Raw genomic sequence first — 14,632 nt, forward strand, 5'->3', positions numbered from 1 at the left:
CTCTCAACCTGATATATTAATAGTTGGCCACAACCTGATCATGGGCCCATAATAAGGATTCACGATAGGATTTTGCAACATCCTGTTCGTTAATTCCCAGGTCAGCCACATAGCCGGAATAAGCCTGCCAGTCGCCTTGCTCGTAAGTCTGGATCAGCTTATATAATGCCGAAAATTGATTATGTCCCTTTTCCAGAATGGCATTTCTGATTCGTTCATCAAGAGAGATTTCTTCCAGTATTTCACCGATAGGACGGTCCAGCAGGACATCAATATGCGAAAACATCCCCATAAGAAAAGCATTCGCCACCAGGGCTGCCGGCATTCTGCCTGCTGCCAGGCTTTCAGCAAACCGTGCCCGGATTAGTGACCGCAGGATCAATTCTCCCGGTTTGTCGTCACCGATACCTTTTAACGCAATCAAAGACACCCATTTTATCAGTTCCTTCTGCCCCAGCAGGGTCAGGGCTTGACGTAAAGAGCTAATCCGCTTTCTAAAGCCAAATACTGAGGAATTAATAAACTTCAGCAATTTATAAGATAAGGAAACATCACGCCTGATGATCGCTTCTATTTGGCTGAACTCTAATTCCGGCCGGTTAATTTCCTGCAGGATATGAAGGTAATTTGCTTTGTACCCAGGAAGGTTCCTGCCGGACATGATTAGTGGCTTACAAAAAAAATAGCCTTGAAAATAGGAATATCCCATTTGCAGGGCAGCTTCGAATTCCTCATGGGTTTCCACCTTTTCGGCCAGAAACTTAAGCGGATAACCCTGCAGGCGCTGGATTAGCTGCCACCGTTCTGCCGGCGGCGTAGTACGGAAATCGACTTTAATAATATCGGCTACCTCAACCAGCGGCAAATAGGCCGGTGCAAACGCAAAATCATCCAACACCAATAAATAGCCGTCCTGTTTTAGCTTTTTACAGGCATTAATAATTGCCGCATCCGGGATGATATCTTCCAGAATCTCTACAGCCACCAATTTTCGGGGCAACATTGCGGGAATATTATTTCTTAATGAATTAGCGGTAAAATTAATAAATGCTTTTTTGCCGCCTGTCAGTGTTTCCAGGCCAAATAGCAAAAAGCTGTTGGCAATAACATCATGCGTGGCTTGATCACCATCGGCACTGTCATAGCTGTTTATAAAATTGCTGCGAAACAACAGTTCGTAGCCAAAAACATTCAGCTTATTATCAAATATAGGCTGCCGGGCCACATGCACCTCGGTTTCCTGTACCATAATCCTCCTCCTTTCGGCTAGTATGCCTGTTACCGGTTATGTTGTTGACAATCAAATCCGGCCAGTTCCACCAGCGTGACCCCAAGAGCAGCTGCCAGCTGCTGCAGATAGAAAATTCCCGGATTTTTGCGCTTGCCTGCTTCAATTTCACTGATAGCAGATTGCGGTACTTTTGATATAATTGCCAGTTTGTTCTGTGATAGGCCTTTACTTTCACGCAATAGAGCCAATTGCTTGCCGAGGTTATTCATTTCATCACCTCCGATACATACTTAATCATATTCTTATACTTTTTAGTATTAATGTCAATACTTATAAGTATATAAATCTTGAATTTGCTTGTGTTACACTAGCTATACGAATCCATATAACAAAGGAGCATGCTCATGAAAATAGGGCAGAAAATCAAAGAAGCCCGGGAATGGCAAAACATCAGCATGAATCATTTAGCCCAAAAATGCGAAGTTTCCCAAGCAAATCTGAGCCGTATTGAAAGTGACCACCAGCAACCGGCTTTCGATACTCTGGAGCGGATTATAAGTGCTTTAGGGTTCTCTCTCGCTGAATTTTTTTCAGACGGCAAGCCTGATATCCCACCTGACATAAGAGCTCTGTTAACGATTATCCAGACACTGACACCCAAGCAAAAACAAGCCTTACAAAAATTTCTGGAAGCAATGCAGCAATAGCGGGATTTATAAGTAAGCAGACATGCATATTTAAAAAAGTGCCAACAATATAAGCCCGCCGGAATAGGGTTACTGGATAGCTTAAGATAAGAGAATGTACTTATCTTAATTATGACAGCGCCCAAAAACCTGTTCAATCTCTCAGCCATACAACAAGTTAAGCAAATTAACAAAGCTCACTATCCCCGCAGGATAGTGAGCTTTGTTTTATCGGTAAACGATTGAAGGATAAACAGGAAAAATGTCTAATGTAACAATGTTCCAGTATTGGGGAAATAAGTAGGGAGGTATCTATAATGACTCAAAAATACAAATTCAGTTGGGATCTTCTAGGAGATACAGCCGAAGGCAGACCAAATTTGGGAGCAATGGTCCACACGGAAATTTACCGCTTAATGCAGTTTAGCTTCCGGGATGTCCTTGAACAAACCTATGGCACAGAAGCGGCAGACCGGTTATTTTATCAGGCTGGCCTGCTGGCAGGCAAACAATTTTATCAAAACGTAATGGGAACGGCAGTATTTAATGATTTCAGTGATTTTATCAAATCATTCCAATCCACATTGGCCGAAAAGGGTATTGGGATCTTGCGGATAGAAGAAGCGGATCACGCTCAGGGAAGATATGTGCTCAGTATTTCAGAAGATCTGGACTGCTCCGGGTTACCTGAATTGGATTATGAAATATGCGTGTATGATGAAGGATTTATTGCCGGAATTTTTGAAAGCTTTACAGGCCGGAAATATACCGTCAAAGAAGTGGATTGCTGGTGCACCGGTGACCGGACCTGCCGGTTTGTGGCTGAGGTTGCGGCCGATAATAAACATGCTGTCCAAACAGCTAACAGCCTAAAGGAGGTTTAATTATTGAACCCGGAGTTGAAAACCGAACTGGATGAAATAGTAAAACTCCTCCACAGCCTGATCAAAAAAAAGGGCTTGCCGCCGGGACTTGCTGAATACACGTCGCAATCACCGCTCCTGGAACAATTAGTTAACGATCTTACCGAAATCTGCGAATTTGCCAATACCTTATCAAATGGGGATTTAACCCAGACCCTGGGGTTGCGTGGCTACTTCCCGGGAGCCCTTAAAGCCTTGCAGGCCAACCTCAGGCACTTGACCTGGCAAACCAGCATGGTGGCTGCGGGCGACTATAGTCAACGTGTTGATTTCATGGGTGATTTTTCGTTGTCTTTCAATACTATGATTATCAGGCTGCAGCAGGCAACAGAAAATGAGCAGCGCTACATTGCCGAGCTGGAAAAAAGCCAGGCGGTAATTGCCGAAAGTGAAAGAAAATACAGGCTGATTGCTGAAAACACTGATGATGTAATCTGGCTGCTCGACAAGTCTATGAAAGTCTGCTATATCAGCCCTTCCATAACAAAATTAACAGGCTATGCACCGGAAGAGTTTGCCGGCAAAACAGCTGTTGAAACACCACTGCCATTCTTACAGGCAATTTTTCACGAAGCCACTATTGCCTTTACCAACGCAGCTACGGACAAAAAGCCATTGATCATTGAGAGCGAACAGGTCCGTCAAAATAAGAAAATCATTTGGACAGAATCGCTGGTGAGTATTGCCAGCAATAATGAAGGTGACTTTGTTGGTTTTCTGGGCGTAACCAGGGATATTAGTGAACGCAAAAAAAACGAGAGCCTTGTACACCAGGCTTATGAACGAAGAAAAAAAGCTGAGTTTTTCAATCAGCTTATCCTTGCCAAAAACGCCAGTGAGATAGAGATGTTACATTTAGCCAGGCAAAATAAAATTTATATCCCCCAAAATTTCTCTTTCTTGGTTCTTATTATATCCAACCTGGATATAATCGTGGCTGATGAGCATAACTTACACCGCAAACAACAGATTATTGATGGGCTTGTTGACTTCCTCAGCCGGAAGGAAAACACAATTGCCTGGGAAACGGGCAACAGTGTTGCTGTTATTTTTCCAGTTCCGAAAGCAACAGACCGGAAAACAGCCGAATTGGAAACAGCCAGGGAATATAGCAGAGAGATATCTCTGTATTTTCCTGATCTGCACATTGTCACTGGAATTGCTAACTATGTCGCCGGCCTAAGCCTGTTTGCAAACCGCCTGTATAATGCGGAAACGGCGGTGGCAATTGGAACCTGCATCTGGCCTAGCCAGCAGATTTATCACTATGATGATTGTGGTATTTATCAGGTTTTAGCCCCGTTTGCCAGGACAGCTGATGCGAATAACTATATAAAAAGATTGCTTGGCCCGCTTATTGCGCATGATAAAGCCGAAGACACCAATCTTGTCGAAACCCTGGAAAAACTCCTTTCCGGATTGAGCTTTAAAGAAATAGGCGGGGAGATGTATCTGCATCATAAGACCATCCAGCTGCGAAAGCAGCGGATTGAACAAATCCTGGAACTCTCACTTGATTGCCATGAAACCCGGATGACTTTGGCAACTGCCATTCAATTACACAGGCTTACTCAGCCAGCTAAAGAGTATCGCTCACGTTTTTAGCCCCTGCTATTTCCGTTTGAAAGAGCAGGGGTATTATTCATATTGTTGAAATTCCCCACAGCCTGCTGTCAGATTGTCCAGACGAAAAAAAGAGGCCAGGATCACGCCTGGCCTCTTTATACATTTTAACTTTAGCCTGTTGGCTATATCTGCGGCTCATGGTCCCGGCTGAAAAGCCAGCCCTGATGCAAAGCCTTTTGATTCACCTCAATCAGCTGCGGCTTGGCGGCAAATTTTTTTGCAAAGGCAGCAATGACCGATTCCTCCGCCACCACACCGGCAGCAGCCAACAGCGCCCCCAGTGCTACCATATTAATCATTTTCACACTCCCCAGCTCATTGGCAATGTCATTGATCGGTACACGATAGACCTTGACATCCTGGCGCGTTACTGCTTTATCAATCAAGGAACTGTTGACAATCAGCACCCCGCCGGCTTTCACGGCAGCTTCGAACCTGTCTAAAGACGGCAGATTCATTATCACCGCCGCGGTGGCTTCGCTGATAACCGGCGACCCGATCGGTTCATCGGCGATGATAACCGAGCAGTTGGCAGTCCCGCCCCGCATTTCCGGGCCATATGACGGCATCCAGGTAACCTTTTTATTCTCCAGCATGCCGGCATAGGTCAGAAGCTGCCCCATGACCATAACGCCTTGGCCGCCGAAACCGGACATAATGATCTCGTGTCTCATTTCACCTCACCTCCTGCCGCATTTTTATAAATCCCCAGGGGGAATTGCGGCAGCATATTCTCAGTGAGCCACTTTCTGGCTTCCAGCGGTGATTTGCCCCAGTTGGTCGGACAAGTGGACAGTACCTCAACCATCGCAAAGCCTTCCCCGCGGAGTTGCACCTCGAAAGCCGCTTTTATAGCTGCTTTCGCCCTGATTATATTGCCAGAATCATTAACAGAAACACGGGCGATATACTTGGCCCCGTCAAGGATAGCCAGCATCTCGGACAAGCGCACCGGTGAACCGGCCGAGGCAAGCTGGCGTCCATAAGGGGATGTTGCTGTTACCTGGCCAACCAGTGTTGTCGGTGCCATTTGGCCGCCGGTCATGCCATAAATGGCATTATTGACAAATACAATCGTGATCTGTTCGCCCCGCGCCGCGGCATGTACCGTCTCGGCCATACCGATTGCTGCGATATCGCCGTCACCCTGGTAGGTGAACACCACTTTGTCCGGGTGTACCCGCTTGATCCCGGTCGCAACAGCAGGAGCCCGGCCATGCGCGGCGTTGATGGCATCAATGTTAAAATATTGATCTGCCAACACCGAACAACCGACAGGGACGACACCAATTGCCTTTTTCCGGATACCCAGTTCATCAATAACCTCGGCCACCAGGCGGTGAATGATCCCATGCTGACAGCCCGGACAGTAATGAGTTTCCACATCAGCCAGCGCCTCTGGCCGCGTAAACACCTTTTCCTCCATGCTATTTGTCCCCCCTGGTTGCCAATATGCTGACAATCTGCTCATAAATATCCCGGGGCTTTGGCAGCATGCCGCCGGTGCGGCCATGAAAGTAGACCGGTTTGGTGCATTTGATGGCAAGATTGACATCCTCTACCATCTGACCGGCACTTAGTTCCAGTGTCAAAACTGCAGCGGCCTGACTTACCGCATTCGCTAAGGCCTGCTTGGGAAACGGCCACAGGGTTATGGGACGGAACAAGCCCACTTTCAAGCCGGTTGCGCGCGCCATTTCCAGCGCCGAATAGGCAATACGTGATGTTATGCCGTAGGCGACAAGCACTAGTTCTGCATCCTCGGTGCGGCTCTGCTCCCAGCGCACCTCGCGCTCCTGCAGTACAGCATATTTTTTCTGCAGGTTTACGTTTACTTGCTCCAACCCTTCCGGGTTCAGGACAACAGTATTAATCTTATTAGGGGTAGCCCGCTCCCCCATACCGGTAATCGTCCAGGGTTTTTCCACCTCAATGATTGAGCTGTTTTGAAAGCTGACAGGCTCCATCATCTGCCCGAGAGCGCCGTCGGCCAGTATCATCACCGGATTACGGTACTGATCGGCCAGATTAAAGGCCAGTACGGTGAGATCGGCCATTTCCTGCACACTGTTGGGCGCAACTACGATACTGTGATAATCGCCATGACCGCCGCCTTTTGTCGCCTGGAAGTAGTCGGCCTGCCCCGGCTGGATGCCGCCGAGGCCGGGCCCGCCTCTCATAACGTTAACAATCACACAGGGCAATTGGGCAGCGGCGATATAGGAGATACCCTCCTGTTTCAAACTAATGCCTGGGCTTGACGACGAGGTCATGACTCTGGCCCCGGCGCTGGCTGCACCATATGTCATGTTAATGGCAGCCACTTCGCTCTCTGCTTGCAGGAATGTCCCGCCAACCTGAGGCAAACGCTTGGCCATGTATTCAATCAACTCAGACTGTGGTGTGATGGGATAGCCAAAATAGTACCGGCAGCCAGCGGCAACAGCAGCCTCGCCAAGGGCCTCATTGCCTTTCATCAATAGGTTTTCTGACATTTCTTCACTCCCAATCCTTATTTATAGACTGTAATAACCACATCGGGGCAAGTCCTGGCGCACAGCGTACAGCCGCTGCATTGTTCCTCATCAGAGCACAAGGCCGGACGGTAGCCTTTACAGTTAAAGGTATCAGCCATAACAATAATCTGCTTGGGACACGCGTCGCGGCACAGTTCACAGCCCTTGCACCTTTCTGCACGAAAAACCGGTCTGGGCATACTAATTCCTCCTCAAGTGATATCAACCGCGCATAAGCTGCAGTTTATTCATCCTGCGAAACGTCAGCAGGTTGTGAGTTTAGGGTACTATGCTTGCGGCTATAGGTGAAATACACGATCATGCCGATGACATACCAGATCCCGAAGAAGGTCAGTGTTTCCACCGGCAGATTGGCAATCAGGTAGCCGCACAAGAGCACGGCCAGCGGCACAACCACCTGGACGGCAGGGCAGCGAAACGGCCTGGGCACGTCAGGCTGGGTCCGGCGAAGCACCCACACGCCGATCGAGACTAAAATAAAAGCAAAAAGTGTTCCCATGTTGCAGAGTTCGGCAATGATGTTGATCGGTAATAAGCCGCTCAGCACAGACACTACACCACCGGCAATCATTGTAATGATATGCGGGGTACCGTATTTGGGGTGAATCTTTACCAGGCTTTGTGGAATCATCCCGTCACGGGCCATCGCCAGAAACACTCGGGTCTGACCATACATAAAGACTAAAAGTACGGTGGTGATGCCGCAAATAGCACCTAGCGCCACCAGAGCGCTGCCAAAATTCATGCCAATGGCGCGAAGTGCATAGGCAACCGGCTCGCTGTTGTTCAGGGTTGAGTAAGGCACAACACCTGTCAGCACAGCGGCGACGGCAATATAAAGAACGGTACAGATAACCAGCGACCCAACAATCCCGATGGGAATATCCCGGTTGGGATTTTTACATTCTTCCGCAGCAGTGGACACCGTGTCAAACCCGATATAGGCAAAAAATACGATCGCAGCGCCGGTAGCCACACCACCCCAGCCATAAGGGAGGAACGGCTGCCAGTTTAACGGATCGATATGAGGAGTGGCAACAAACAGGAAAAAAGCGATACATGCCAGTTTAATAAATACCAGGATTCTGTTCAGAGCAGCACTTTCTCTAGTGCCAAGCATCAATAAATAGGTAAGGATAAGGGTGATTAAAATCGCAGGAACATTCAGGATACCGCCATCAGCAGGGACAGCAGTCCACGCCGTAGGCAAAGCAATGCCGGCCGATTTGAGCAACCCGACCATATAGCCTGACCAGCCGGCCGCTACTGCCGCCGACCCGATCGTATATTCACAAATCAGCGCCCAGCCTACCGCAAAAGCGACGATTTCGCCCATTGAGACATAAGCAAAGGTGTAGGCACTGCCAGTTACCGGCACCATGGATGCCAGCTCGGAATAGGCTAAGGCCGCAAACGCGCAGGCAAGGCCTGATAAAACAAAGGACAGCATAATTGCCGGTCCTGCATATTTGGCGGCAGCAACACCGGTAAGCACAAAAATTCCGGTACCGATGATACACCCGATCCCTAATAAAACCAGGTCTGTCGCGCCCAGAGTCTTCCTCAGGCCATTTCTTTCACTACCCCGAATCAGTTCCGCAATATTTTTCTTACGAAACAAGCTCATTTTTTTACCTCCCCATACATCAGAAAATTCAGATAATTTTCCTTTTTTTCACCCTTTACCTACACAACAATCCCCTCCCCACCAGGTATCGACAACACACTTCGGCACTCTTAGCAACGACCCGGTGCGGGAGGGGCAGTAGAAATTACGGTAATAGCGTTTTTTTCACCTTGCCAATCAGGGCAATCCGCGTTTCGGCCAGAATATCGGCGGCTTTGTAGGTTGGAATCCGCTCCTGTTTGGAGATGGCGATGACCTGCTCGATAGTATTGTATATGCCGTCTACTTTTTTCAGGGCCCGGTCACGGTTGTAGCCGCCTTGCTGCAGCTCATCGGCCACATTAATAACACCGCCGGCATTAATAATGAAATCAGGGGCATAGAGAATGCCTTTGTCCTGCAGAATATCGCCATGCCGTGTTTCTTTCAATTGATTATTGGCAGCACCGGCGATAATGCGGCACTTTAACCGGGGCAGTGTTTCATCATTAATTATGGCACCCAGGGCACAGGGAGCAAAGATATCGCAATCAACCCCATAGATTTCATTAGGAGCAACGGCTTTGGCACCAAATTCAGCGACAATGCGGCTGGTATTCTCCGCGCTGATGTCTGTCACAACAAGGTTAACCCCTTCTTCGTGGAGATGCTGACACAGGGTATAGCCCACATGACCCAGCCCTTGCACAGCCACAGTTTTCCCCTGAAGCGAGCCGGTTCCCCAAACCTCCGCAGCACAAGCCTTCATGCCTTTCCAGGTACCATAGGCAGTGACCGGCGAGGGATCGGCCACACCACGGCCAACCACATGGGAGGTTTCCAGGTGGATATAGTCCATATCTTCTACGGCGGTACCAACATCTTCCGAGGTAATGTACCGTCCATTCAGGCTCTGCACGAAACGGCCGAATGCCCGGAAAAGTGCTTCACTTTTATCAGTCTTAGAGTTGCCGATGATAACAGCTTTACCGCCCCCTATGTTAAGCCCGGCGGCTGCGTTTTTATAGCTCATCCCCCTGGCCAGACGCACTACGTCTGTAATTGCATCTTCTTCACACTCGTACTGCCACATACGGGTACCGCCCAGTGCCGGACCAAGAGTGGTGTCATGGATACAGATAATGGCTTTCAGACCGGAGGCTGGATCATGGCAAAAAACCAATTGCTCATATCCATGCTGCTCCATCTTGTTAAAAATCCCCATTTACAAATCCCCCCTGTGAATTTTATTGTTTCATCTGGTAGTACTTAATCGCAAGAAATGTGCCAGTATAAGAGTACCCATCAAAACCGGTAATAACCGTCCAGATAAAAAAAATCACTGCAAGACTTTGCAGCAATTGCAAAATCCTGCAGTGAATTGTTTTGCAGTCAGGCCTGGCTGCCTGTTATCCCATATTTCTCCAGCTTATAATATAGGGTACGCAAAGAAATATTAAGGTGACGGGCGGTTTCAGCCCTGTTGCCGCCATACCCGGCAAGAACACCTGCAATAGCCCGCCGCTCCGTCTCCTCCACCGTTTCAGCCAGTGTTCTCCAGGGTACAATAGCCTTCTCTGAGGTGTTACTCTCTGCATTGGCTCCGGTCCTGGCTGTAATTGGCGGTAAATGAGGCACCATAATCGTATATTCATTAAAATGCATATTAATCAGGGCACGGCCAAGGACATTCTCTAATTCCCGCACATTCCCCGGCCAGCCGTATTCGGCCAGCAGGGCTGCTGCGTCATCTGCTATCCCCTGCACAGAGCGTCCGTACTCCCGGTTGAGTTTGGTCAACAAATGCCGGGCTAACTCCGGCAAATCCCCGATCCGCTGGCGCAGCGGTGGAATGGTTATTGGGAAAACGCTGATCCGGTAATAAAGGTCTTTGCGGAAATTCCCCTTTTTCACCTCTTCTTCCAGGTTCTTATTGGTAGCGGCGATAATTCTCAGATCAAGGTCAAACGCCCTGACGCCGCCGACCCTGATAATCTCCCGCTCCTGCAGCACCCGCAGCAATTTTACCTGAAGAGACGGCGGAATCTCGCCAATTTCATCAAGAAACAGCGTACCGCCATCAGCCTCTTCAAACAGGCCTTTTTTACCGCTTTTAAGAGCCCCGCTGAATGCCCCGGCCTCATAGCCAAATAACTCACTTTCCAGCAGTGTTTCCGGGATTGCAGCACAATTTACCCGGACAAACCGCCGATATTTTCGCTGGCTGGCACTATGGATGGCATGGGCAAACAACTCTTTCCCGGTTCCGCTCTCCCCTGCCAGCAGCACGGTAGCAGGCGTAAGCGCAGCCCGGCCGGCATTCTCCACCGCCGCCTGCATCACCGGCCCCCGGGCCACGATATCGTCAAACGTATAGCGGGCCTGCCCCCGGTCCATCAGCGCGGTCACACCGGCAAGTTCCTCTGAGAGGTATTTTAATTCCGAGATGTCATGCGCCATTGCCACACTGCCGCGCAACCGGCCATCGACAATTAGTGGCGCCGCATTAATAATAACCTCGCGATTGTCAGGTCCAACCTTTAACGGTACTCCCCGCACCGCCTCCATCGATTGCATGACCCGCAGATGAACACTTTCTCCCTGGCGGATGTCCACGGTAGGCGATTTACCCATAACTTCTTCCTTGCGCATCCCGATCAGCCGCGTATAGGCGGGGTTGACCATTATGATTTTCCCCTGGTCATCCACAACAGAAATGACATCCTGTGAGGTATTGATGATGGCCTCCAATAATTTTTTCATTTCTTTGATGCAAGTCATTTCCTCGGCTAACTGGCGAATTTCGGTCATATCCCGGAACACGGCCACTGCACCCACAATCCGGTTCGCTTCATCCCGGACCGGAACACGGTTGGTAAGGATACAGGTGTCGCCAGTCTCCTGCCGCTGGTTAAGCTCAGGCAACCCCGTCTCCAACACGCAGTGCAGGCGTGAGCCGGGAATAATATCCTGCGCATATTCGCCATACGCCTCCCACGCCGCAATCCCCAACAGCCGCTCAGCGGCTGTGTTGAACAGTATGATTATCCCTTTTTTATTGACCGCTATGACGGCATCATGGGTCGAGTTCAAAATATCCTGCATTTCCCGGCTACTGATACTCCAGTCATTGCTTGTGATTAATTTACGTACTTTCGCCACACGAACACCCTCCCCAAGCGACCTTCCTCTTGCCAGACTAAAAAGTCCACTCCTTATACCATATTTCTCCATGCGTCATTTAATTCCTCTCCTGGTAGTGGACAAATGCAATAAAAAAGCATAAAGTACCATTTATGGCACTTTATGCTAAGGACGCTATATTATAAAGTCACCGGAGGGAACTAAACCTAAGCTCACCATCAACCACATAAAAAGAGATAAATTGCAACGAATCATTGAGGCTCTTGGTTAAGGCGCCGATAGAGACTCTGGTTCCGGGATGAATATAGCCGCTGACCCGAACCCGGCCTGGCTTGGCGGCATTGAGAATACACTCAATATTGGCTATACGCTGCCGCATCCCTTCTATTCGATCTGGCAGGGCCTTATACTCCAGTTCCTGTTTTTTATATCGTTCCCTTCTTTCACCGGCAAGAAGCCCAATCCCCTGATTCTGAAAGTGAGACATTGCTAATTTCAATTCATTATAGGTAACTTCTGCTTTCTTGATTTGCTGGCGAAGATTCATGAGTTCGTCCTTGAGCAACGAATTAACCGCCACCTCGATTTCAGTAATCACACCTGATTGATTACCAATGGTGCTTGCCCGGATTAATTCACCGGCTGATATACGGCCGCCCCGGATAAGGCCCCGCCCACCTTCAACAATAACGCGCGAACCGGCATAGACAGAGCTAGTTAAGATAACATCATGGACGATAACATCCTCATCGGCATACACAGTAGCACTTTCAATGAAATTAACCACAAGGCGTTCCCGTGCTTTGATTACACTACGCTTCATGCCCTGGATTCCCTTACGCACAATAATGTTATTGGCCTCAACCATACCTCCGGATATTGTACCACATACCTCAACATTGCCGCCGGCTTTTACAAAAAAGTCCGGTTGTACAGAACCCCTGACAATGACACTGCCCTTAAAATCAATATTGCCGGTAGCGTAGTCAACATCGCCGTCAATTACGATAATTGGTATGACATTAACACGTTTATCAAGAAATATATACAAATGGCCATTGATCGCAGCATAAAGACGCCAGTCGTCGACATTAATTACATTTTGCCCCACAGGCATGGGGAGGTCTTTACCAGGCTTAGGTGGAAGCGGCAGTCCGAACACGTCGGTTCCCGGTATACCCGGTGTTGCGGGAATTTTTTCTACTAATAACTGTCCTTCTTCCACACAGAGAAACTTGTTAGTTTCTTTGAAGTCAACCCGCCCATCCTCCATTTCTATCGGGCGCCCCTGGCTGTCAGGATCGATGAAGTATTTTAGGAAGGCGTTGTCACCTCTGCAAGGCGGAGTACCACGGGCACAAATAATATTAGTTGCTGAATGGGTTTGCGTAAGCATAGTTAGAGCCGCTTCGTCAATCCCAGAACAGACACCGGCAGCCTGTAATTCACCTAAAAGCTGGGAACGTGTAGCCAGCGGTTTATCTACGGGAATATTGACACTAACCCTGGCTTCCAGGCGCTCGAATCCAACCTTGACACGAATCAGGTTCTCTGGCGGTAAAACGGCTGGCTGTGAACTGACAATAAGTACCGGTGTCCCCATCGCTTCCCTGATTGCCACGGAAATGAAATCACTGTCAAAGTTGGTGCATTGCCGCTCTGTCAAATCCTGAATTATTGCCGTTTTCGATACAGGCCACCCACCGTTGCCCGGAGCCCATACACTGAGATACACACCCGCATCATTAGCACTGATTTCATACCGACCATCTTGCTTGGGCTGGGTATTGACAATAAGCGTCGGTCTACCCACAGCTTCCCGAATGACCACCGAAATGAAATCACTGTCAAAGTTGGTGCATTTTCGTTCTGTTAGTTCCTGAATAATTGCTGCTTTTAAAACCGGATTGCCGCCAATTCCCGGAGCCCACACACTAAGATACACGCCAGCATCGTGAGCACTGATTTCATACCGCCCATCGATCTGCGGCCCTGTATTGACAATAAGTACCGGTGTCCCCATCGCTTCCCTAATTACTACGGAAATGAAATTACTATCAAAGTTAGTGCATTTTCGCTCTGTTAATTCCTGAATAATTGCTGCTTTTGTTACCGTCCAGCCGCCCTTGGCCGGAGCCCATACACTAAGGTATATGCCAACATCGTTAGCAGTAATTTGATACCGGCCGTCTTGTGCCCCAGACATAACTGAATGATCCATGAAACCACATCCTAGTCCATTAATCAGGTTATTAAGCACGCACTATACCTTTTGCACCGTTCCGGTAGCTAACCCGCGTACACATGAATAGCCTCTGGATTCACAGCTGGTAATAGCGGACGGACCGGAGCCTTGGCTAGAGACACTTATTATAATCAATATCGTATAATGAATGACCTGATCATATAGGCTAATTGTCCTAATAGTTGTTGGATGGCTGCTGTACAGTGCGCCAAGGAGGCCAAATCAGTTCAAAAGAAAAAATCCCCTATTGCAGTATTTGAATCTGCAATAGGGGGATCGCTCTATTTAATTATATCTAGAAGCCTCTTTGCTATATATCACAAAAAGCAGCTATTCTATTCTCTATTCACGTTGCTTCCCTGTATAATATATAATATTAGCTATTTACGATGAAGGAAGCTCGAACATTCCCTTACTTTCAGAAAGAATGTTCCATTGAAAAAAGTACATGACAAGATACAGAATTGCCACTAACAGGAACAAGCCGTACACCACTTTGTTTGACATATGCTCACCCTCTGTTTTAGCATACCATCTGCTGTTTGGGTTTGTGTTAATTGCATGTTATAAATTGGTTAATTTTATGGTTTTTTATCTCAGCAGGAGTTACATATGGCAGCATATAGTATAAGGT

General features: G+C 48.3%; 13 protein-coding genes. 3 read left to right on the top strand and 10 right to left on the bottom strand.

Annotated features, from left to right (window positions below; translation table 11 throughout):
• Positions 1–16: 16 nt before the first annotated feature.
• Both VN379_RS02085 and VN379_RS02090 read right to left on the bottom strand, forming a co-directional pair.
• Complete coding sequence (locus VN379_RS02085; protein ID WP_325530300.1) at positions 17–1,249, bottom strand: EAL and HDOD domain-containing protein; 1,233 nt, start codon at positions 1,247–1,249, stop codon at positions 17–19.
• Positions 1,250–1,278: 29 nt separating this feature from the next.
• A complete protein-coding gene (locus VN379_RS02090; RefSeq protein ID WP_325530302.1) occupies positions 1,279–1,500 on the bottom strand; it encodes a helix-turn-helix transcriptional regulator in 222 nt (73 codons plus the stop codon).
• Positions 1,501–1,635: 135 nt separating this feature from the next.
• Here VN379_RS02090 and VN379_RS02095 point away from each other — a divergent pair, with 135 nt between their 5' ends.
• From VN379_RS02095 to VN379_RS02105, 3 genes are all read left to right on the top strand, one after another.
• Positions 1,636–1,938: a helix-turn-helix transcriptional regulator gene (locus VN379_RS02095; protein ID WP_325530304.1), complete on the top strand. Its 303-nt coding sequence runs from the start codon at positions 1,636–1,638 to the stop codon at positions 1,936–1,938.
• A gap of 296 nt (positions 1,939–2,234) precedes the next feature.
• The gene (locus tag VN379_RS02100) at positions 2,235–2,801 is read left to right on the top strand and encodes a V4R domain-containing protein (RefSeq protein WP_325530306.1); all 567 of its coding nucleotides are present in this window, start codon (positions 2,235–2,237) and stop codon (positions 2,799–2,801) included.
• A gap of 3 nt (positions 2,802–2,804) precedes the next feature.
• Positions 2,805–4,445: a PAS domain S-box protein gene (locus VN379_RS02105; RefSeq protein WP_325530308.1), complete on the top strand. Its 1,641-nt coding sequence runs from the start codon at positions 2,805–2,807 to the stop codon at positions 4,443–4,445.
• A gap of 143 nt (positions 4,446–4,588) precedes the next feature.
• Here the strand turns inward: VN379_RS02105 and VN379_RS02110 are convergent, their stop codons facing one another.
• The 8 genes from VN379_RS02110 to VN379_RS02145 form a co-directional block, all read right to left on the bottom strand.
• Positions 4,589–5,140, bottom strand: a complete 552-nt coding sequence (locus VN379_RS02110) for a 2-oxoacid:acceptor oxidoreductase family protein (protein WP_325530310.1) — start codon at positions 5,138–5,140, stop codon at positions 4,589–4,591.
• Entirely contained in the window at positions 5,137–5,892 is a 756-nt protein-coding gene (locus tag VN379_RS02115) for a thiamine pyrophosphate-dependent enzyme (RefSeq protein WP_325530312.1), read from the bottom strand. The genes VN379_RS02110 and VN379_RS02115 overlap by 4 nt, the downstream gene beginning before the upstream one ends.
• Before the next feature lies 1 nt (position 5,893).
• Positions 5,894–6,961: a 3-methyl-2-oxobutanoate dehydrogenase subunit VorB gene (locus VN379_RS02120; RefSeq protein ID WP_325530314.1), complete on the bottom strand. Its 1,068-nt coding sequence runs from the start codon at positions 6,959–6,961 to the stop codon at positions 5,894–5,896.
• Between the two features lie 17 nt (positions 6,962–6,978).
• A complete protein-coding gene (locus VN379_RS02125) occupies positions 6,979–7,182 on the bottom strand; it encodes a 4Fe-4S binding protein (RefSeq protein ID WP_325530316.1) in 204 nt (67 codons plus the stop codon).
• A 44-nt stretch (positions 7,183–7,226) separates the two neighbouring features.
• On the bottom strand, positions 7,227–8,630 hold the full coding sequence (locus VN379_RS02130) for an amino acid permease (protein WP_325530318.1): 1,404 nt from the start codon (positions 8,628–8,630) through the stop codon (positions 7,227–7,229).
• A gap of 145 nt (positions 8,631–8,775) precedes the next feature.
• Positions 8,776–9,834 carry a Glu/Leu/Phe/Val dehydrogenase gene (locus VN379_RS02135; RefSeq protein WP_325530320.1) on the bottom strand — a complete coding sequence of 353 codons (1,059 nt, stop codon included), beginning with the start codon at positions 9,832–9,834 and terminating at the stop codon, positions 8,776–8,778.
• A 167-nt stretch (positions 9,835–10,001) separates the two neighbouring features.
• Positions 10,002–11,771, bottom strand: a complete 1,770-nt coding sequence (locus tag VN379_RS02140) for a sigma-54-dependent Fis family transcriptional regulator (protein ID WP_325530321.1) — start codon at positions 11,769–11,771, stop codon at positions 10,002–10,004.
• Between the two features lie 169 nt (positions 11,772–11,940).
• Positions 11,941–13,974 carry a FapA family protein gene (locus tag VN379_RS02145; protein ID WP_325530323.1) on the bottom strand — a complete coding sequence of 678 codons (2,034 nt, stop codon included), beginning with the start codon at positions 13,972–13,974 and terminating at the stop codon, positions 11,941–11,943.
• Between the last annotated feature and the right edge of the window lie 658 nt (positions 13,975–14,632).

The sequence above is a fragment of the Sporomusa sp. genome, assembly GCF_035561255.1.
Classification (GTDB): Bacteria; Bacillota; Negativicutes; order Sporomusales; family Sporomusaceae; genus Sporomusa.